This is a genomic window from Streptomyces sp. NPDC048734 (assembly GCF_043198675.1).
Taxonomy (GTDB): Bacteria; Actinomycetota; Actinomycetes; order Streptomycetales; family Streptomycetaceae; genus Streptomyces.
Map to the genome: position 1 here is coordinate 22,812 of NZ_JBICUZ010000004.1, position 18,410 is coordinate 41,221.

Genomic DNA, 18,410 nt, shown 5'->3' on the forward strand with positions numbered 1-18,410 from the left:
CCCGGCGGCTCCCGCGCGGCGGTGCTCCGTCCGGCTCCGGGCCGGCCGTGGAGGTCCGCGCGGGTCCCGCCGGCCGGCGGGTCCTGCCCCGAAGGATGACATACCGTCCGGTCGGTCCCTAGGGGTGTGCACCGGTCTTTTCCACCTGCTCGACCAGCCGGGCCAGTTCCAGCCGGGACCGCACGCCGAGTGTGGCGAACACCTTCCGCAGGTGGTAGTCGATGGTGCGGGTACTCACGGACAGTGTCAGCGCGACCTCCCGGTTGGTCGCGCCCTCGGCGACCCGGCGGGCGATGCGCAGCTGCTGCGGGGTCAGTACCGCCAGGTCGGGGGACCCGTTCGGGCGCGCTCCGCCGGCCGCGGCGCCGCCCGCGCGCAGCTCGTCACGGGTCTGTTCGGCCCAGGCGCGGGCCCCGCACCGTTCGAAGCCGACGAGGGCGGCGCCGAGCCGGTCGCGGGCCTCGCGCAGCCGGCGCCGGCGGCGCAGCCACTTGCCGTGGAGGAGTTCGGTGCGGGCCCGCTCGAAGTCGCCGCCGGCCGATTCGTGCAGGTCGAGGGCGCGCCGGTAGAGGGCGTCCGCCCGGTCCGGCGGGGCCAGCAGGGCGCGGCAGCGCAGGAGCTGGGCGGGGGCCTGGGGGTCGGCGCCGAAGTCCGCCCACCCGGCGAAGTCCTCGACGACGGTCCGGGCGTCCTCGGGCTGTCCGGCGGAGACGGCGGCCTCCACGTAGCAGGGGACGGCGAGCATCCACAGCGCGAAGTGCCCGCGCCGGGCGCCCGGCCGCACGAGGGGCCCGAGCCGGTCCGCGGCCTCCTGGGGCCGGCCGAGCCCCAGGTCGGCGCGGGCCGCCGCCCACTCCGCCAGCGTCGCCGCCTGCGCGAGGCCGTGCCGGCGGGCGATGCCGAGCGCGGCCGCCACGTGCCCGGCGACCCGTTCGGTCTCCCCCTCGATCGAGGCGGCCAGCGCCAGTACGGCGTGGTGGTGGGCGGCCGTATTGCGCTGCCCGGCCCGGTGCGCGGCGCGCAGTCCCTCCTCGGCGTGGGTGCGGGCGAGCCCGTGCCGTCCGGCGCGCAGTTCGGCGTAGGCGAGGTACTCCCGCGCCCGGGGCACGGCCGCGACGATGTCCAGGGCGCGGGCGGCGGCCAGGGCCCGCGCGCCCGCCCTGCGGGCGCCGGCGAGGTCGCCGAGCATGAGTGCCGCCGCGGCGGCCCGCAGACCGTCCTCCGGGTCGCCGGAGCCGTCCGGGTCCGGCACCACCCGCCGCAGCCGGACCGCGGCCTCCTCGAACCGGGCCTCCAGCAGGGCCCGCACCCCCAGCCGGTAGTCGGCGCGGGGATCGCCCGGGGCGGTGACGGCCGTGACCTGCCCGCAGCGTTCGAGTGCGGCGAGGCATCCCGCCGGGTCGCCCGCCGCCCACGCCGCGTCGCAGGCGGCCAGTGCGGCGGTCGCGGCGTCGGCCGGGGAGCGCTCGGCGAGCAGGGAGGTGGCGAGCAGGAGGGTGGCCTGGGCCTCGTCGACGGGTCCGTCACGCAGCGCCGTCGTACCGCGCAGCAGTGCGGCACTGCCGCGCACGCCGGCGGGTGCGCTGCCGGTCCGGGCCGTGTCGAGGAGCCGCAGCGCCTGGTGGGAACGTCCACCGAGCAGGGCCTGGCCGGCGGCGGCCGTGTACCGCTCGGCGCGCCGCGGGCCGTCGTCGCACAGTTCGGCGGCGCGGATGTACGCGGCACAGCGCAGCCGCCGGGACGGCAGGTCCCCGGCGACCGCCTCCACGTCGTCCCCGCGTACGGCTCCGGCCCAGGCCCGGTGCAGCAGGGCCCGCGGGTCCCCTCCCTCCAGGTCCCCCAGCTCGCGGGCCAGCGCGAGGTGCACGGCCCGCCGCCGCTCGTCCGGCGCCGCCGCGTACACCGTCCTGCGCAGCAGGTCGCTGTGGAAGCGGACCTCGTCGTCGGTGACCGCGAGCAGGTCGGGCAGCGGTACGGCGCCGTCGTGCCCGAGGTGCCGGACCGCCCGCAGGACGAGCCCGAGGCCGGCGCCCGTGTCCTCGTCGTCGCGGGCGGCGGCCGCCGCGGTCAGCAGCAGGTCGCGGCGGCCGGGGGTGAGTCCGTCCAGGTACCCGCCGGCCAGGCCCGTCAGCACCTCGGCGACGGGCAGCGGACGGGGCGGCGGACGGTCCCCGCGCAGCTGGGCGGGCGAGAGCCGCCGGACGAGGGCCAGCAGGAGGGCCGGGCTGCCCTCGGCGGCGTCCACGATCGCGTCCCGGACTCCCCCGTCGAGGGCTCCGCCGGTGACCTCGTCGAGGAGCGCCACCGACTCGGGCGGGGTGAGCGGGTCCATCCTGACCACCGGCAGTCCGGCGAACTCCGCGGCGGGCGGGCGGTGTCCGGGGACCGTGAGCAGCAGGCGCGCCGCCCCCGTCGTACGGCACAGCTGCCGGGCGGCGGCGCCCAGGACGGCGCGGGAGACCGGGTCCCACAGGTGGGCGTCGTCGACGCACACGAGCAGCGGGGCCGGAGCGGCGGACAGCGTGTCGAGCAGGGTCGGTCCGAAGCCACCGGCCGGCGTGTGGCCGGTGGCGTCGCCGAGCGCGCGCAGCAGGGTGCGCAGGCCCCCGCCGGGCACGGCCGACCGGGCGGGGTCCGCCCGTACCCGCACGGCGGGGCCGGCGAAGGCGCGGGCGGCGCGTTCGAGGAACCGGGTGCGGCCGCAGCCCGGTTCGCCCGTGACGACGTGCACGCCGCCGGGCAGGTCCGCGGGGGCGCTCGCCCGGTGCGACGCCGGGCCCGGGATCGTGGTCGTCTGTCCGGTCATCCCCGTGACGTTACGCACGCGTAACGTAAGGCGGAAGTCACACGTCCGGGTGTACGCGGCCCCGATTCCGGCCTGCCACCTGGGCGTTCGGGGGTGGGGCCAGGGGTACGGCTTGTGCGGGTGCCCAACTTCCGCCCGCCCGCGCCGTGAACGTGCACAACGGCGGCGGCGGTCGCGCGGGTGGGCGCGACCGCCGCCGCCGTCGTCGTGCGGCGCCGGGGTGTCAGGAGGTGTGCGGGCAGTTGCCCCGGTACTCCTCGATGGTCGAGCTCGGGCTCGGCAGCGGGCACAGGAACTGCTCGTAGCGGGTGTCGTTGTCGATGAACCGCTTCAGCCAGGAGACGCTGTACTTCGCGACCGTGGTGTTCGAGCTGGTGGGGGCGGAGTGGCTGGCCCCGTTCAGCTCCAGGTAGGCGCGGTCCAGGGACGACGGCAGCGAGGTGTAGAAGGGCTCGGCGTGGCTGGACACGGGGGCGACGGTGTCGCCGTCGGCACCGACGATCAGGGTGGGCGTGCTGACCTCCGGCCACGTCTTGTCGGTGTTCCACGGCGTCAGCGGGACGGCCGCCTGGAGGGAGGGACGGGTCTTGGCGGCCTCGAGGCTGCCGCCGCCGCCCATCGAGTGGCCCATCACGCCGAGCCGGGTGCCGTCGACGCGGGCCCGGACCGAGCTGCGCCCGGTGAGGTAGTCCAGGGCCGCGAGCAACTGCCGCCCGCGCGAGGCGGGTTGGTCGAGCGTCGAGGTCGTGTCGATGGTGAAGACGACGAAGCCCTGGGAGGCGAGCCGCGGGCCCAGCCAGGAGATGGAGGACTGGGTGCCGGTGAAGCCGGGCACGACGGCGACCGCGCCGAAGGTGCCGTCGGCGGTGCTGGTCGGGTAGTAGATCGTGCCCCCGCCGAAGCCGGTGACGGCGGTGGAGGAGACGGTGGTCTGCGAGACGGCGTACGGGCCCCGTGCCGCCTCGATGCTCGACGTGGTCGGCGCCGGGCCGCGTTCGTAGGGGTTGTCCGCGGCCTGCGCCGCGGGCTGGCCGAGGGTCGTGAGGCCGACGACCGCGGCGATCGCCGTCACCAGGCCGGCGAACCGGCCTCGTCCGCGGTGGGGGGAACCGGTGGGCACCCGGTGGGCGGCACCGGTGCGCGCTTGCTGCTGCACGACGAGTCGTCCTCTCTGCCGTGACGGCCCGCCTGCCGGGCGGGCCCTTGTGGGGGATGGCCGTGCCACTCTGGGGCAAGGTCGCCGCGAGGGGACCGGCAATGTCGCCGGTCTCGTGCGACGACGGCCCGCCGCCCACGGCGTCGGCCGCGGTCGCCGTACTCCCCCGCGCGGGACGAAGCTGGAGGTGACCGCCCGTACCCGGCGCCGTCCCGCCCCGCCCGGCGCCGCCCGGCACCGAAGGAGGCCCTCACGTGGTGCTCCCCGCCGACGACGACATCCGCCCCACCGACGACGACACCCCGACCACCGGCACCGGCCGGCCCACCGGCACCGGCCGCTCCGCCCGCGTCCCGGCCGCCCTGCGCCGGGCCGTCGCCGACGGGCTGATCGGCGAGGACCGGCCGCTGGCCGCCTTCGTCGACGTGCAGGGCGTGCGCGACGGCGTCGACGCCCTGCACGGGGCGTTCGCGCACGTCCCCGACGTGCTGCACACGTTCGCGGCGAAGGCGTGCGCGCTGGTGCCCGTGCTGCGGCTGCTCGCCGACGCGGGGATGGGCTGCGAGGCGGCGAGCCCGGGCGAACTGCGGCTGGCGCTGGACGCCGGTTTCGCGCCGGCCCGCATCGTGCTGGACTCGCCCGCGAAGACCCGCGCGGAGATCCGCGAGGCCCTCGCCCTGGGCGTGGCGCTGAACGCCGACAACCTGGCCGAGCTGGAGCGCGTGGACGCCCTGCGCCCGCCCGGCTGCGCCTCCGTCCTCGGGCTGCGGGTGAACCCGCAGGTCGGCGGCGGCAGCATCGGCCCGATGAGCACGGCGACGGCGCACTCCAAGTTCGGTGTCGCCCTGCGGGACCCGGGGGCCCGTGAGCGCGTCGTCGAGGCCTTCGTGCGCCGCCCGTGGCTGACCCGGCTGCACGCGCACGTGGGGTCGCAGGGCTGTCCCCTCCCGCTGATCGCCGAGGGGGTCGCGGCCCTGCACGACCTCGCCGAGGAGATCGACGCCCGGTCCGGCCGCAGGCAGGTCACCAGTCTCGATCTGGGGGGTGGTCTGCCGGTGAACTTCGACGGCGACACCGTCACCCCCACCTACGCCGACTACGTGTCCGCGCTCACCGCCGTCCGGCCGGCCGTGCTGGACGGCCGCTACCGGCTGGTCACCGAGTTCGGCCGTTCCCTGCTCGCCAAGAACGGCTTCCTCGCGGCCCGCGTCGAGTACGTCAAGGACGCCGGTGGCCGCCGGGTCGCGCTCACCCACGCCGGCGCCCAGGTCGCCACGCGCACGGTGTTCATGCCCCGGGCCTGGCCGCTGCGGGTGTCCGCGTACGGCCCGGACGGCACGCCGAAGGACGCGCCGCAGCTGCGCCAGGACGTGACCGGGCCGCTCTGCTTCGCCGGTGACGTCGTGGCGCACGACCGCCCGCTGCCCGAACTCGCCGAGGGCGACCTGGTGGTCCTGCACGACGCGGGCGCCTACTGCTTCTCCGCGCCCTGGGCGTACAACAGCCTGCCCCGGCCGGGGGTGTACGGCTTCGCGTTCCGGGCCGGCGGCGTCGGGTTCGTCACGGTGCGGCCGGCCCAGACCCTGCGGGAGGTGTCGCAGGAGAGCGGGCTGGCCCAGGCGGACGCGCTGCTGGACGGTTTCACGGATCCTTCACGTCCCTGACGGCGTTTCCCGGGGGTCTCCACGCATCAACGACGCGCATCGGTGCACCCGGAGCGGGTCGCCGGACGAGGAGGAACGCCGTGCTCTGGGTCGCCGTACTGCTGCTGCCGACGCTGTCCGCCCTGCTGGTGGTCCTGGACCGCGTGGAGGACCGGGTGCTCGCCCCCGTCCGGCACAGGCGGCGGCATGCCGGGCGCAGGAGGCACCTGCACCTGGTCCGGGACGCGTCGCGGAGCACGGGAACGGCCGCCCGCAAGGGCGCCCACAAGGCCACCGCGGGCACCCGCGCCGCCTGACGGCCGGGTCACGGCCGCCGTGATCTCCCCGAGGGATGCGTTCCGGCGCCGTTCGTGTGCGAGGCTCGCCGTGGACGGCATCCGGCGTCACCCCGACCGGCAGCAGGGAGAGTCAGCGGCATGCGTATCGGTCTGCTCGGCACCGGCCCCTGGGCGCGGATGGTCCACGCGCCCGTTCTGAGCGCGCACGAGGGCCTCGACCTCGTCGGGGTGTGGGGCAGGCGTCCCGCCGCCGCGAAGGAACTGGCGGACCGTCACGGCACCCGGGCCTTCGACGACGTGGACGAGCTGTTCGCGGAGGTCGAGGCGGTGGCGGTGGCGCTGCCGCCGGACTTGCAGGCGGACCTCGCGGTCCGGGCCGCCGGGACCGGTCGTCATCTCCTGCTGGACAAGCCCCTCGCCGCGACGGTGGCGGGGGCGCGTGACGTGGTGCGCGCCGTGCGGGAGGCGCGGGTCGCCTCGGTGGTCTTCTTCACCACCCGTTTCCTCCCCGAGCCCGAGGCGTGGATCGCCGAACAGGCGGAGGCGGGCGGCTGGTTCACGGGGCACGCGCAGTGGCTGGGTTCGGTGTTCACCGGCGGGGACCATCCGTTCGCCACCCCGTGGCGGCGGGAGAAGGGCGCCCTGTGGGACGTCGGCCCGCACGCGCTGTCCGTGCTGCTGCCGGTCCTCGGCGACGTCCGCCGGGTGGCTGCCGCGGCTCCGGGGCCCGGTGACACCGTCCACCTGGTCCTGGACCATCGCGGAGGTGCCTCCAGCACGCTGACGCTCAGTCTGACCGCCCCGTCGGCGGCGGCAGGTTCAAGCGTGGAGATCCGCGGGGAGGCCGCGGTGACGCGTCTCCCGGAGAGTGCCGCGGACGCCGGGACGGCGCTCGGCCGGGCCGCGGACGCGCTGTGCGCCGCGGCCCGTGGGGGGCGTCCGCATCCGTGCGATGCGGCGTTCGGCCTGCGGGTCACCGAGATCCTCGCCGAGGCCGAGAGCCTGCTGGGCCCCGGCTCCGGGTGAGCCCACGGCCGCGAAGGGCCGGTCAGGCGTGCCGGTGCGTCCGCTTGTTGCCGGTGACGGCCCGGTAGAGGACCAGCAGGATGAGCGAGCCGACGATCGCGGCGATCCAGGTGGACAGGTCGAAGAAACCGTCGATCGAGTCCACGCCGAAGATCACCTTGCCGAGCCAGCCACCGAGCAGACCGCCGACGACGCCGATCAGCATGGTGACGATGATGCCGCCGGGGTCCTTCCCGGGCAGGAGCATCTTGGCAATGGCACCGGCGAGCAGGCCTATCAGAATCCAGGCGATGATGCCCACGGTTCCTCCCATCTCCGTTGAAAGCGTGTACGTCTTCCGAATGCGCGGCGAGGGGAATCGCAAACCTGCCAGTGTGCGTGAGCCGTCCTCCAAGGGCTCCCCGCTCCACCGGAACCAGGCCCGGCCGCCCCCGGAGCTGCGGCGGGGAAGCCACCCCGGCCGGTCGCGCCGTCGATGAACTCCGCGCCGCGGGCGACGAGGTGGCGGGTGCACTCGGCGACGGCCTTGCGGGCGCGGACGTCGAGGGTGCCGGAGCGGATACGGCGCGGGGCGTCGAAGGTGCCGGCGGTCTCCGCGACGGGAGTGCGCGCCCGGTAGCGGTGGATGCGCCGGCCGCCGAGGCCGAGCAGGGTGGGCACCGGGGTGAGGGCGCCGGTGACGACGGGGACGACGGTGACGGCGAGGAAGTGGCGGCACACCAGGTGCCGAGCCGCCGGAGTGCGCCGCCTCGCGGCGTCCCGCCGGGATCCATGGGCCACGCCTCCGCTGCCGGAAGTGGTTCGCCGTGCCCCGGTACGACCCGTTGGACGCCGGTCGGTCGAAGTGGGCGTCCGGGGTGGACGGGCCCTCGCCCGCCCCCGTCCCCGCCCCTTCCTGTCCCGACTCGGCGCTCCGCACCGGACCCCGCGCCCCGAACGCCGGAGGGGGCCTGCTCGCGGCCCGTCCGGCGGGCGCCGGGGCTCCCGGGATGCACACTTCGCTCTCGCGATGAATGGTGTTAGTGGACCCCATGACCGCACCGGGGCCGCAGCAGCCCTCCGGACCGAGGAGCCGTGACCATGCCGACCACCGAGCCCGATCCCTCCCGGCCGCCCTCCGAGCGCGCCACCCCGGACAACCTGCTCCACACCCGCACCGGCACCGAGGTGTCGCCCGAGGACATGGTCCTGGCCACCGGCCGGGACCTCACCCCGCGCAACCTCGAGTGGGCCCGGCGCAAGCTGGAGGCGGAGGGGCCGGACTGCATCGAGAAGATGCTTCCCTGACCCGACCCCGTGGTGAACCGGTTCCCGCCCGGTGCCGGACGCCGCCGGTTCACCCTCTTTCGACGGGCCCTCCGGACTGCCGGACCCCGGAGGCGCCCGTCTTCGGCATGCTCGTAGGCATGTGCGTTCTCGGACCCGGCCCCGACGGCCGGAGGGCCGCCGTCGCCGCCGTCACCGCGACCGGCCCGGCAGCCGCGTGGCCGTCGTCGACCGCCCCGGCGTGCCGGGCGGCGTCTCCTTCTCCGCGGCCCTCACCCGCCCGACGCCCGCCGGCTCCGGCAGGGCCACCGCCCCCGACGCCACCGACCGGCGGCGGGAGCCGGACCGCGTCGGAGGCCGGGAGACCCTAGGGGAGGTCGTGGTCGTCCACGATGTGCACGGCGGCCTCCTCCGCGCCCGCGGCGCCGCCGTCGATGCCGACGTCCTCGGCGATCTCCTCCTTGGTGGCGTCCGGATGCGCGCCCTCGTCCGGCGCGACCAGGCGGCCGGCCCGGGCCGCACCCGCCTCCGGGTCGACCGGTTCGCCCTCGCCCCGCGGCAGGTCGCCGACGCCGTCCCCGGCGGGCTCGGAGACGTCCGGGACCTCCTGCGCCAGGCGCTGGTCGAGGCTCTCCCCCTCGTGCTGCTCGGCCGCGGTGGTGCCGTACTTGGTGACGCCGAGCGGCTTCTCCGGCGGGGAGTAGCCCTCGTCCAGCATGTCGTCGTAGGTACGTTCGTCGAGCGCGTCCTGGAGGTCGAGCGGCGCCGCGTCCTGCTGCTCCTCGTTGGTGCCGGTGGGCTGATAGGCGTCGTCGGCGGTCGTCTCGGGCTCCGTGCCCATGAATGCCTCCCGGGGCTGGTCCGGCTGTTCTGTCCCCGTCCGCGTATCCCGTCGCACGCGCCCCAACCGTGGCACATGCCCACCGCACGAGCGGACGCGGACGTCACCCGTCCGTCCCTCCTGAAAGACCGAACGGCGGGGCGGTCACCACTCGCAGACCCTGGGTGACCGTCCCCGAGGCGGGGACGGGACGGTGTCCTTCGCGCCCTCCCCGCCCGCGCCGCGAGGCCGTCCCCCGGTGGTTCGCCCCGTCCCCCGGTGGTCCACCCAGGCGAGCGGCGGTCCGCCCCGGCGAGCCGCACGAGCCCGGCGTGCGGCACGAGCCCGGCGTGCGGCACGAGCCCGGCGTGCGGCACGAGCCCGGCGTGCGGCACGAGCCCGGCGTGCGGCACGAGCCGATGCCGGTGGGCCGGGCAGGACGGCGGCCGCCGGCACGGCGAGCGTGAGCGCCGACTGCCCGTGAGCGCCGACTGCCCGTGGGCGCCGGCTCCCGCACGGCCGCCCCGGCGGTGCCCCGCTCGTCCGCTCGGAGGTCAGCGCGTCCGGTCGCCGGGCGGCGGCGCGAGGTGCAGGTCGAGTCCGGCGGACGGACGGGTCCGCCAGTGGCGGGCGTACGGCGGCGGTGGACCGCCGGGCGGGGAGAGGGCGGCGGTGGGGACCCGGCCGGCGGTGCGCGCGATGCCCGCCTCGGTGGTGTTGGCGTTGTGGCCGCGCGGGTTGGCCGAGGCACAGCCGGCGTAGTGGGCGACCGGGATGGCCTGCGTGCCGGTGATCAGACAGGGCGGGCGTACGCCGAACCGGTGCAGGTCGGCGGCGGTGCGGGCCCAGTCGCGGCGGTCGGCGGCGATCCGGTCCACGACCCGGTCCAGGACGACGCACTGCACCGCCAGATGTCCGGCGAGGCCGAGCGCGAGGAGCCCGGCGGCGACCGGGCGCACTCGGCCGCCCGGCGCGGTGACCAGGTGGGACAGCGCGTCGGCGACCGGGATGGCGAGCAGCGCGTACACGGGCAGCAGGAAGCGCGGGGCGGCGTAGCCGATCAGGAAGAGGTACGGGACGGCGGCGGTCGCGGCGCAGGCCAGCGGCAGCAGCGTCGGCGTGGTGCGGCGGGCCCGGGCCGCGACGGCGAGACCGGCGGCGGCCGCCAGGGGCAGCAGGCACCACCAGGCGACGATCACCGGGTCGGGCATGGAGCCGGTGCAGGGGCGGCACAGGGTCCGGCCGACGAGGCTGCGCATCTGGTCGTCGACGGCGATGTTCCAGCCGAGGCCGCCCTGGATGCGGGAGGCCTCGGAGAGCCGTTGTCCGAGACCGCCGTGGCTGAGGTACGCCTCGGCGATCCACTGGCCGCCGCCGGTGGCGAGGCCCGCGAGGAGGGCGAGGGCCAGGCGGCCGCTTCGGGCCGGGATCAGCAGGACGAGCAGCGGGATGGTGGTCCAGACGGCGTCGGTGGGACGCATCCAGGCCATGAGGGCGGCGCCCGCCGCGACGCCCCACAGGGCCGCCCGGTCGGCGCGGTCGACGCGGGCCCGCAGGAAGCAGCCGACGCAGGCGAGGGCGCCGATCGCGACCCAGTGGTTGGGCATCGCCGCCGGGCCGTAGAACAGCGTCACCCACAGGGACGCGAACAGGGCGCCCGCGGCGGCCAGGACGCGGGGCGGGAAGAAGGGACTCCAGACCCGCAGGGCGAGGTAGAGCCCGAGCCCGGACAGCACGGCGAGGTGGACGCGCAGCAGTTCGGTCGAGGTCGACCAGGACGTCACCGGCGCGACCAGCAGGGAGACGCCCCGGGCGCGCGGCGCGCTGAAGAAGGCGGGCGGGGCCTGGGCGGAGATCTGGCTGACGTACACCGTCTCGTCCCAGCCGAGGCCCAGGCCCGGCCCGACGAGGACCAGTTGGGCGACGGTGAAGGCCGCGGCGACGGCCGCGAGCGGCCGGGAGCCGTGCGCCCGCCAGAGCGCGCCGGACGTGCTCGTCGGCGCACCCCGTCGCGCACCCAGTCGCGCGCCGACGAGCGTGGCGTTCCTGCCGTCGGCCATGTCCGCCCCTTGCCCGTCGATTGCCCATCGATTGCCCGTGATCGGAAAAACATGGACAAACTAACGCGCGGGGAGCGGCCACGCAGGGTGATGTACGGCCAAGTGCGCGCACACCGAGCCGCCGGTCTCCCGCGGCCCGGTCCGAACGACAGGCCCTAGCGGACGTGCGGGCGGCGGTGCCGCGGCTGTTCGGGGGCCGGACGTACGGGGGCGGGCGGGACGGGCCGCACCGCGGGTCCGTCGCCGTTGAGGTGGACCGGCGTGCCGTGGTGAGCGATCGTCAGCGGCGGCCCGGAGAGCAGGGTGTACGTGACCTTCTCGGGGCCTATCTCCACGTGCAGGCGGCGGCCGAGGAACTGGAGGGAGAAGGCCAGGCGGCTGAACGCCTCCGGCAGCCGGGGCGAGAAGCACAGGGTCCGGTCGCCGTCCCGGCGCAGCCCGCCGAACCCGGCGACCAGCGCCATCCAGGTGCCGGCCAGCGAGGCGATGTGCAGCCCGTCGCTCGTGTTCCGCTCCAGGTCCGCGAGGTCCATGAGGGCGGCCTCGGCCGTGTAGGAGTAGGCCAGTTCCAGATGGCCCGCCCGGGCGGCGACGACGGCCTGGCAGCAGGCCGAGAGGGAGGAGTCGCGGACGGTGAGCGGCTCGTAGTAGGCGAAGTTGCGGGCGATCTGCTCCTCGTCGAAGAAGTCGCCGCAGGTGTACATCGCCAGCACCAGGTCGGCCTGCTTGACGACCTGTTTGCGGTAGAGGTCGAAGTAGGGGAAGTGCAGCAGCAGGGGGTACTGGTCGGGGCGCGTGCCGTCGAAGTCCCAGCGCTGGTAGCGGGTGAACCCGGCGTGCTGTTCGTGGACGCCGAGTTCCCTGTTGTAGGGGATGTGCACGGCCGCGGCGGCGTCCCGCCAGGTGGCGGACTCCTCCTCGTCGACGCCGAGCCGGGCCGCCTCCCGCGGGTGGCGCTCGACGACGTCGGCGGCGGCCAGGAGGTTCGCCCGCGCCATGAGGTTGGTGTACGTGTTGTCGTCGGCGACCGCGCTGTACTCGTCGGGGCCGGTGACGCCGTCGATGTGGAAGACGCCGTGCGCGTCGTGGTGGCCGAGGGAGCGCCACAGGCGGGCGGTCTCCACGAGCAGTTCGACGCCGGTGTCCCGCTCGAACGCGGTGTCCCCGGTCGCCGCGACGTACCGGACGACGGCGTCGGCGATGTCGGCGTTGACGTGGAAGGCGGCGGTGCCGGCCGGCCAGTACGCCGATCCTTCCGAACCCTCGATGGTGCGCCAGGGGAACGCGGCGCCGCCCAGTCCGAGCTGGGCGGCCCGCTCGCGGGCGGCGTCCAGGGTGGACTGCCGCCAGCGCAGGGCCTCGGCGACGGCGTCGGGCGCGGTGTGGGTGAGGACGGGCAGGACGAAGGTCTCGGTGTCCCAGAAGGCGTGGCCGTCGTAGCCGGAGCCGGTGAGTCCCTTGGCGGGGATGGCGCGCCGCTCGGCGCGGGCGCCGGCCTGCAGGACGTGGAAGAGGGCGAAGCGGACGGCCTGCTGGATCTCCTCGTCGCCGTCGACCTCCACGTCCGCGCGGGCCCAGAAGTCGTCGAGGTAGTCGCGCTGTTCGTCGAGGAGGCCCTGCCAGCCGCTGTGCCCGGCCGCCGCGAGCGCCGCCTCGACCTGGTCGCTCATCGCGGGCCGGGAGCGGGCGCCGGACCAGCCGTGCGCGACCAGCTTCTCCACCCGGAGCGTCTCGCCGGGCTCCAGCACGGAGGTGACGGTGAGGCGGGAGACGTCCACGTTGCTCTCGCTGTCGGTGGTGGTGCTCCCGGGGCCGGTGATGGTGTGGTCGGCTGCGACGGCCACCCGCAGTCCGCTGCGCCGGGTGCGGTGCACCAGCCGCAGCCGACGGCCGACGGCCACGTCCTCCTCCGGTTCCAGCGGCGACTTCAGCGCCCGCGCGGCCCGCGGGTCGGCGGCGGGCTCGGGCAGGCTCTCGTTGGCGACGAGTTCGGACTGGACGACGACGCGGCAGCGGCTGTCGACGGCCTCCACCTCGTAGGCGACGGCGGCGACGGCGCGCTGGCTGAGGGAGACCAGCCGGGTGGAGCGCACCCGGACCGTCGAGCCGGCCGGCGAGGTCCATTCGCAGGTGCGCTCCAGGACGCCCCGGCGCAGGTCGAGGACGCGTTCGTGGGAGACGAGTCGGCCGTAGCGCAGGTCGAACGGCTCGTCGTCGACCAGCAGCCGCAGGATCTTGCCGTTGGTGACGTTGATGACGGTCTGGCCGGACTCCGGATAGCCGTACCCCGCCTCGGCGTAGGGCAGGGGGTGCAGTTCGTGCACGCCGTTGAGGTAGGTGCCGGGCAGGCCGTGGGGTTCGCCCTCGTCGAGGTTGCCGCGCCAGCCGACGTGCCCGTTGGACAGGGCGAACACCGACTCGCTGCGGGCGAGGGCGTCGAGGTCGAGGTGCGTCTCGCGCACCCGCCAGGGCTCGACGGTGTAGGGCCGGTCGGCGATCACTCGTGCTCCCCCAGTTCCCCCGGTGCGGCCAGGTCGGCCAGGTCCTTCACGACGACGTCCGCGCCGTGGGCGTACAGGGCGTCGCGCTGCCCCACCCGGTCAACGCCCACCACGTAACCGAAGTGCCCGGCGCGGCCCGCGTCCATGCCGGCCAGCGCGTCCTCGAAGACGGCGGCCCGGTCCGGTGCGACGCCGAGTTCGCGGGCGGCGGCGAGGAAGGTGTCGGGGTGCGGCTTGCCCGGCAGGCCGCGCTCGGCGGCGACCACGCCGTCGACGCGCACCTCGAAGAGGTCCTCGGCGCCGATCGAGCGCAGTACGTCACGGGTGTTGGCGCTGGAGGAGACGACCGCCGTGCGCAGGCCCCGCGCGCGGGCGGCCCGCAGGTAGCCGAGGGTGCTCTCGTAGGCCTCGACGCCGTCGGCGCGGATCTTCGCCAGGAGCAGCTCGTTCTTGCGGTTGCCGAGGCCGTGGACCGTCGCCGCGTCCGGCGGGTCGTCGGGGGAGCCCTCGGGCAGCCGGATGCCGCGGGAGGCGAGGAAGGTGCGGACGCCGTCCGCGCGCGGGCGGCCGTCGACGAACTCGTCGTAGTCGTGGGAGGAGTCGAACGGCCGGTGGTCCGCGCCGTCGCGTTCGCGCAGGAACTCGTCGAACGTCTCCTTCCAGGCCGCCGCGTGCACCACGGCCGTCCGTGTGACGACCCCGTCGAGGTCGAAGAGGCAGGCCTGGATCGTGTCCGGAAGACCGAGCGTCGTCGTCATACCGGTCCCGTTCCCCCTCCGCGGGCTCCCCACCGGGTGGCGCGCGCCACATGGTGCTGTGTGCGGTCGCACGCGCGGTCGCGTGTGCGACCGTGCGTTCACGCGTGTGGTCAGTCGTGCGGGAACGAGTGGTGCTCGTGGGCGATCAGCCAGCGGCCGCGCCGCTTGCGCAGACCGAACGTCAGCCGCAGCCGCAGGGTGGGCCGTCGGGCCAGTTCCTCGGGGGTGCCGCAGCGCAGCAGGGCGTGCGCGAAGGCGACCTCCGGACCCGCGGCGACGTCGAGGACGTCGATCTCGAACAGCGCGCCCTGAGCCTGCCAGGCGAAGAACGGCGGCCACAGCGCCCGGTAGGCGGCGAGCCCGCGCAGGCCGTCGTCGGGCGGGGTCACGTGGTACAGCCGGAGGTCCTCGGCGTGGTCGGCGAGCACGGCCTCCAGGTCGCCGTGGTGGACCGCGTCGGCCCAGCGCGTGATCAGCGCGCGGATCCGCCTCTCGTCCTCCGACATGTTCCGTCCCGCTCCTTTCCTCCGAGGCCTCCGGCTCCTCCGGTTCCCCTTCCGGGCTGCGAGACTCTGCCGTGTGCTCACCTATGACGACCTGCTGCCCCACGCGCGTGCGCTCACCCGGCCGGGGCGGCGCGCGATCCTCGGCATCGCCGGCGCTCCCGGCTCGGGCAAGACCACGCTCGCGGAGCGCCTGGTGCGGGAGCTGAACGGCACCGGGGAGCCCTGGGCGGCGCACGTGCCGATGGACGGCTTCCACCTGGCCGACGCCGAACTGGACCGGCTGGGCCGCCGCGACCGCAAGGGGGCGCCCGACACGTTCGACGCGGCCGGGTACGCGGCCCTGCTGCGCCGGCTGCGGGAGGAGGCGGACGGCGACGACGTCGTGTACGCGCCCGGCTTCGAGCGGGTCCTGGAGCAGCCGGTCGCGGGCGCCGTACCGGTGCCGCCGGGCGCCCGTCTCGTGGTGACGGAGGGCAACTACCTGCTGCTGGGCACGGGCGCGTGGGCGCGCGTGCGTTCCGAGCTGGACGCGGTGTGGTTCTGCGAGACCGACGAGGAGGAACGCGTCCGCCGACTGGTCGCCCGCCACGAGGAGTTCGGCAAGTCCCCCGCGGAGGCGGTGGCCTGGGTCCGGGGCCCGGACCGGCGCAACGCCGACCTGGTGGCGGCCACGCGCGACCGCGCCGATCTGGTGGTGCGGGACCCTCTGGGGCGGCGGGACGGCCCCGGGGCGGGAGTGGATCCCGCCGGCTGAACAGCGGGCCCCCTGTCGAGGGGGCCCGCGCGGGACGTACGACGCCGCGCGGGACGGCCGGCGGCCGGTCGTGCGCGGTCAGGGCGCGCGCAGGTTCAGCTCCGGTTCCCCGTGGGCGTCGTCGCCGCCGAGGACGGCGGTGAAGGCGGCGGTGCGGATGACCAGGTCCGTCCCGTCCCGGGTGACGGACACCGTCAGCGGGTCGGACGAGCCGTACCGCACGGCGAAGACGTGCAGGTCCTCGGGGGCTTCGGGGACGGGGCCGGCCTCCAGGGCCGTGGAGTCGACCAGGTGCCGCCAGCCCTCGTCCGGGTCGCCGTAGCCGCGCGGGTCGGCGGCGAGGGCGAACGCGGCCTGTTCCTGCGTGAGTTCGGATCGGGCGTCGAAGTGTTCCGCGCCCTCGGCCGCCGGGTGCGTCAGGCGCAGGGAGCCGGCCGAGGCGGCCGCGCCGCGTGCCGTGCGCCGCACCCGGTCGCCGTCGTCCTCGGCGTACGGCAGGCCGGCCAGCAGGTACGGGGCGCCGTCGAGGCGTTCGACGGTCACCGTCGTCCACAGCAGGGTGCCGTCGGTGACGTACAGGGAGCGGACGTGGCGCAGGACGTGGTCGCGGCCGACGACCGGCTTGGTGACCAGCTTGGCCGTCAGGCCGTCGGCGCGGACGTCGCGGACCCTGACCCCGCCCATCGGGCGGCACAGCAGGAAGCCGTCGGTGACCGGGCCGAAGCCGTGCTGCCGGGCGACGGCGGCGGGCAGCCAGTAGGTGCCGCCCGCCTCGACGAGGGAGGGGGTCATCCGGTCGTCGAAGGCCACCGAGACGCTGCCGGCGCGCAGTTGGTGGCGCGCGGTGCCCTCCGCGGGCGCACGGTGCCAGGGAGTGGTGTCCTGGATCTGCCAGACCAGCATCCACGCGAAGTGGCCGTCGACGCCGCCGTCGGCCTTCACCGCGTGCCGGCCCCAGCGGGTGTCGCCCCGGTAGCGGCCGAGGTCGGAGCCGATCCGGTGGCCGAAGTAGCGCAGGCCGAGGACCGACTCGAAGCCGGAGTGCTGCTCGCTGTAGCGGGGGCCGCCGTTGTCGAAGCCGCCATTGGTCAGCCGGGCGTCGAGGTAGCGGGCGAGCGCGTCGCCGTCGCGGGCGAAGACCTCCTCACCGCTGACCCGGTGGGCCTGGGCGAGGAAGGACAGGGAGATCGGGCCGTAGTTGTTGTCGTAGGCGCCGCCGTGCTCGGGGGGCAGGAGGGCGCCGCGGTCGCGCACGCGGTGGGCGCGGATCTCCCGCTCGTACAGCTCCATGGCGCGGGCGCGCACCGACTCGCCGTCGGGGCCGGGCAGGTGCCGGGCCAGCATGAGACCGCCGACGACGCAGCCGATGGCCTGGTTGGCGGCCTCCTGCGGGTTGAAGAAGGTCGCCTCGGTCAGCCAGCGCCAGTAGCCGTGCGCGACCCGGAGCAGTTCGTGCCGCGGCCCGTCGTCGAGCAGGCCGGCCGCCGCGTCGGTCACGTTCACCGCCTGGAGCAGCGCCCAGACGGTGCTCGGCCAGTCCCCGATCGGGTGCGCGCCCGGCGCGAGGGTGTAACGGGCGTACGGCAGGCCGGAGTCGCGGATCCTCAGGTTCGGGTAGCCGGGGTTGTCCTCGCGGTAGACCCGCTCGCGCAGGTGGAAGGCGGTGCTGCGGCGCACGGCCTCCGGCAGGCGCGGGTCCCCGGAGCGCTGCCAGGCCAGGGCCAGCAGGGAGGTGACGCCGAGGGAGGTGTCGCCGACGTCGTCGGCGCAGTCGGGGTGTTCGAGGCTGCCCTCGGGCGTCAGCCGGGCCAGGGCCTGTTCGGTGACGTCGGCGAGGACGGCGTCGTAGGCCTCGGGGGTGTCCGGGAGGTCGTGCAGCGGGCCGCGCTGGTGCGGGAGGCGCATGTCCGTTCAGCCCTTCATGCCGGAGGTCGCCAGGCCTTCGACCAGCCGCTTCTGGAAGACGAGGAAGCAGATGAGCGTCGGCAGGAGGGCGAGTGTCGACATGGCGAACATGGCGCCGTAGGAGGAGCCGCTGGTCTGGTCCAGGAACAGGGTCAGGCCGAGGGGGACGGTGAACTTGTCGTTCTGCTGGAGGTAGACGAGCTGGTGCAGGAAGTCGTCGTAGGTCCAGATGAAGGTGAAGATGGTGGTGGTGACCAGGGCGGGCTTCATCAGCGGCAGGATGATCTTCCAGTAGATCTGCCAGGGGTTGGCGCCGTCCATCATCGCCGCGTGGTCGAGTTCGCGGGGGATGGAGCGGATGAACTGGACCATCAGGAAGATGAAGAAGGCGTCCACCGCGAGGAACTTCGGGACGATCAGCGGCAGGTAGGTGTTGATCCAGGTCAGGTTGTAGAAGATCGTGTACTGCGGGATGAGGACGGCCTGGGTGGGCAGCATCAGCGTGCCGAGCATCAGGCCGAACCAGATCTTCTTGCCGCGGAACTCGAAGCGCGCGAAGGCGTAGGCGGCCAGCGAGCAGGAGATCACGTTGCCGATCACCGCGCCGATCGTGACGATCAGCGAGTTGGTGATGTAGAGGGAGAAGGAGTTGCCGGACCCGCTCCAGCCGTCGGCGTAGTTCCGCGGGTTCAGCTCGTTCGGGATCAGTCCGGGGTGGGTGAAGATCTCGGTGTCGGGCTTGATCGAGCTGCTGAGCATCCACAGCAGCGGGTACAGCATGACGACCGCGACGCCGATGAGCAGGGTGTGGAGGAAGATCCGGCGGGGGCCGGTGGCCGAGCGCAGCTTCTGGAGCGGCGAGGCGGCGGGGGTGGTGACGGACATGGTGGGAAGGACTCCTCGCTCGGAC

At 75.3% G+C, this 18,410-nt stretch carries 15 protein-coding genes; 5 read left to right on the forward strand and 10 right to left on the reverse strand.

Annotated features, from left to right (window positions below; all coding sequences use genetic code 11):
- Positions 1-118: 118 nt before the first annotated feature.
- Both ACGFQC_RS12530 and ACGFQC_RS12535 read right to left on the reverse strand, forming a co-directional pair.
- Positions 119-2,806: a LuxR C-terminal-related transcriptional regulator gene (locus ACGFQC_RS12530; protein WP_363090036.1), complete on the reverse strand. Its 2,688-nt coding sequence runs from the start codon at positions 2,804-2,806 to the stop codon at positions 119-121.
- A 223-nt stretch (positions 2,807-3,029) separates the two neighbouring features.
- Positions 3,030-3,962: a dienelactone hydrolase family protein gene (locus tag ACGFQC_RS12535; RefSeq protein ID WP_393288139.1), complete on the reverse strand. Its 933-nt coding sequence runs from the start codon at positions 3,960-3,962 to the stop codon at positions 3,030-3,032.
- A 254-nt stretch (positions 3,963-4,216) separates the two neighbouring features.
- On the opposite strand from ACGFQC_RS12535, the gene ACGFQC_RS12540 reads away from it, so the two are divergent.
- The 3 genes from ACGFQC_RS12540 (at position 4,217) to ACGFQC_RS12550 (ending at position 6,930) form a co-directional block, all read left to right on the forward strand.
- A complete protein-coding gene (locus ACGFQC_RS12540) occupies positions 4,217-5,626 on the forward strand; it encodes a diaminopimelate decarboxylase (RefSeq protein WP_363090037.1) in 1,410 nt (469 codons plus the stop codon).
- Positions 5,627-5,706: 80 nt separating this feature from the next.
- Entirely contained in the window at positions 5,707-5,922 is a 216-nt protein-coding gene (locus ACGFQC_RS12545; RefSeq protein ID WP_363090038.1) for a hypothetical protein, read from the forward strand.
- Positions 5,923-6,042: 120 nt separating this feature from the next.
- A complete protein-coding gene (locus tag ACGFQC_RS12550; RefSeq protein WP_363090039.1) occupies positions 6,043-6,930 on the forward strand; it encodes a Gfo/Idh/MocA family oxidoreductase in 888 nt (295 codons plus the stop codon).
- A gap of 22 nt (positions 6,931-6,952) precedes the next feature.
- Here the strand turns inward: ACGFQC_RS12550 and ACGFQC_RS12555 are convergent, their stop codons facing one another.
- Positions 6,953-7,231, reverse strand: coding sequence for a GlsB/YeaQ/YmgE family stress response membrane protein (locus ACGFQC_RS12555; RefSeq protein ID WP_363090077.1), 279 nt, complete (start codon positions 7,229-7,231; stop codon positions 6,953-6,955).
- Between the two features lie 779 nt (positions 7,232-8,010).
- Between ACGFQC_RS12555 and ACGFQC_RS12560 the strand changes: the two genes are divergently transcribed.
- Positions 8,011-8,217: a hypothetical protein gene (locus tag ACGFQC_RS12560; protein WP_363090040.1), complete on the forward strand. Its 207-nt coding sequence runs from the start codon at positions 8,011-8,013 to the stop codon at positions 8,215-8,217.
- A 346-nt stretch (positions 8,218-8,563) separates the two neighbouring features.
- On the opposite strand, the gene ACGFQC_RS12565 is transcribed toward ACGFQC_RS12560, so the two are convergent.
- From ACGFQC_RS12565 to ACGFQC_RS12585, 5 genes are all read right to left on the reverse strand, one after another.
- Positions 8,564-9,037, reverse strand: coding sequence for a DUF5709 domain-containing protein (locus ACGFQC_RS12565; protein WP_363090041.1), 474 nt, complete (start codon positions 9,035-9,037; stop codon positions 8,564-8,566).
- 533 nt (positions 9,038-9,570) lie between these two features.
- Positions 9,571-11,076 (reverse strand): hypothetical protein, encoded by a 1,506-nt coding sequence (locus ACGFQC_RS12570; RefSeq protein ID WP_363090042.1) that lies wholly within the window; start codon positions 11,074-11,076, stop codon positions 9,571-9,573.
- A 155-nt stretch (positions 11,077-11,231) separates the two neighbouring features.
- Positions 11,232-13,577, reverse strand: a complete 2,346-nt coding sequence (locus ACGFQC_RS12575) for a glycosyl hydrolase family 65 protein (protein WP_363090043.1) — start codon at positions 13,575-13,577, stop codon at positions 11,232-11,234.
- The gene (locus ACGFQC_RS12580) at positions 13,574-14,335 is read right to left on the reverse strand and encodes a beta-phosphoglucomutase family hydrolase (RefSeq protein WP_363090044.1); all 762 of its coding nucleotides are present in this window, start codon (positions 14,333-14,335) and stop codon (positions 13,574-13,576) included. The genes ACGFQC_RS12575 and ACGFQC_RS12580 overlap by 4 nt, the downstream gene beginning before the upstream one ends.
- Positions 14,336-14,445: 110 nt before the next feature.
- Entirely contained in the window at positions 14,446-14,841 is a 396-nt protein-coding gene (locus tag ACGFQC_RS12585) for an SgcJ/EcaC family oxidoreductase (protein WP_363090045.1), read from the reverse strand.
- A gap of 73 nt (positions 14,842-14,914) precedes the next feature.
- On the opposite strand from ACGFQC_RS12585, the gene ACGFQC_RS12590 reads away from it, so the two are divergent.
- Positions 14,915-15,595 (forward strand): nucleoside/nucleotide kinase family protein, encoded by a 681-nt coding sequence (locus tag ACGFQC_RS12590; protein WP_363090046.1) that lies wholly within the window; start codon positions 14,915-14,917, stop codon positions 15,593-15,595.
- Positions 15,596-15,673: 78 nt separating this feature from the next.
- On the opposite strand, the gene ACGFQC_RS12595 is transcribed toward ACGFQC_RS12590, so the two are convergent.
- Entirely contained in the window at positions 15,674-17,500 is a 1,827-nt protein-coding gene (locus tag ACGFQC_RS12595; RefSeq protein WP_363090047.1) for a hypothetical protein, read from the reverse strand.
- 6 nt (positions 17,501-17,506) lie between these two features.
- A complete protein-coding gene (locus ACGFQC_RS12600; protein WP_363090048.1) occupies positions 17,507-18,385 on the reverse strand; it encodes a carbohydrate ABC transporter permease in 879 nt (292 codons plus the stop codon).
- Positions 18,386-18,410 lie beyond the last annotated feature (25 nt).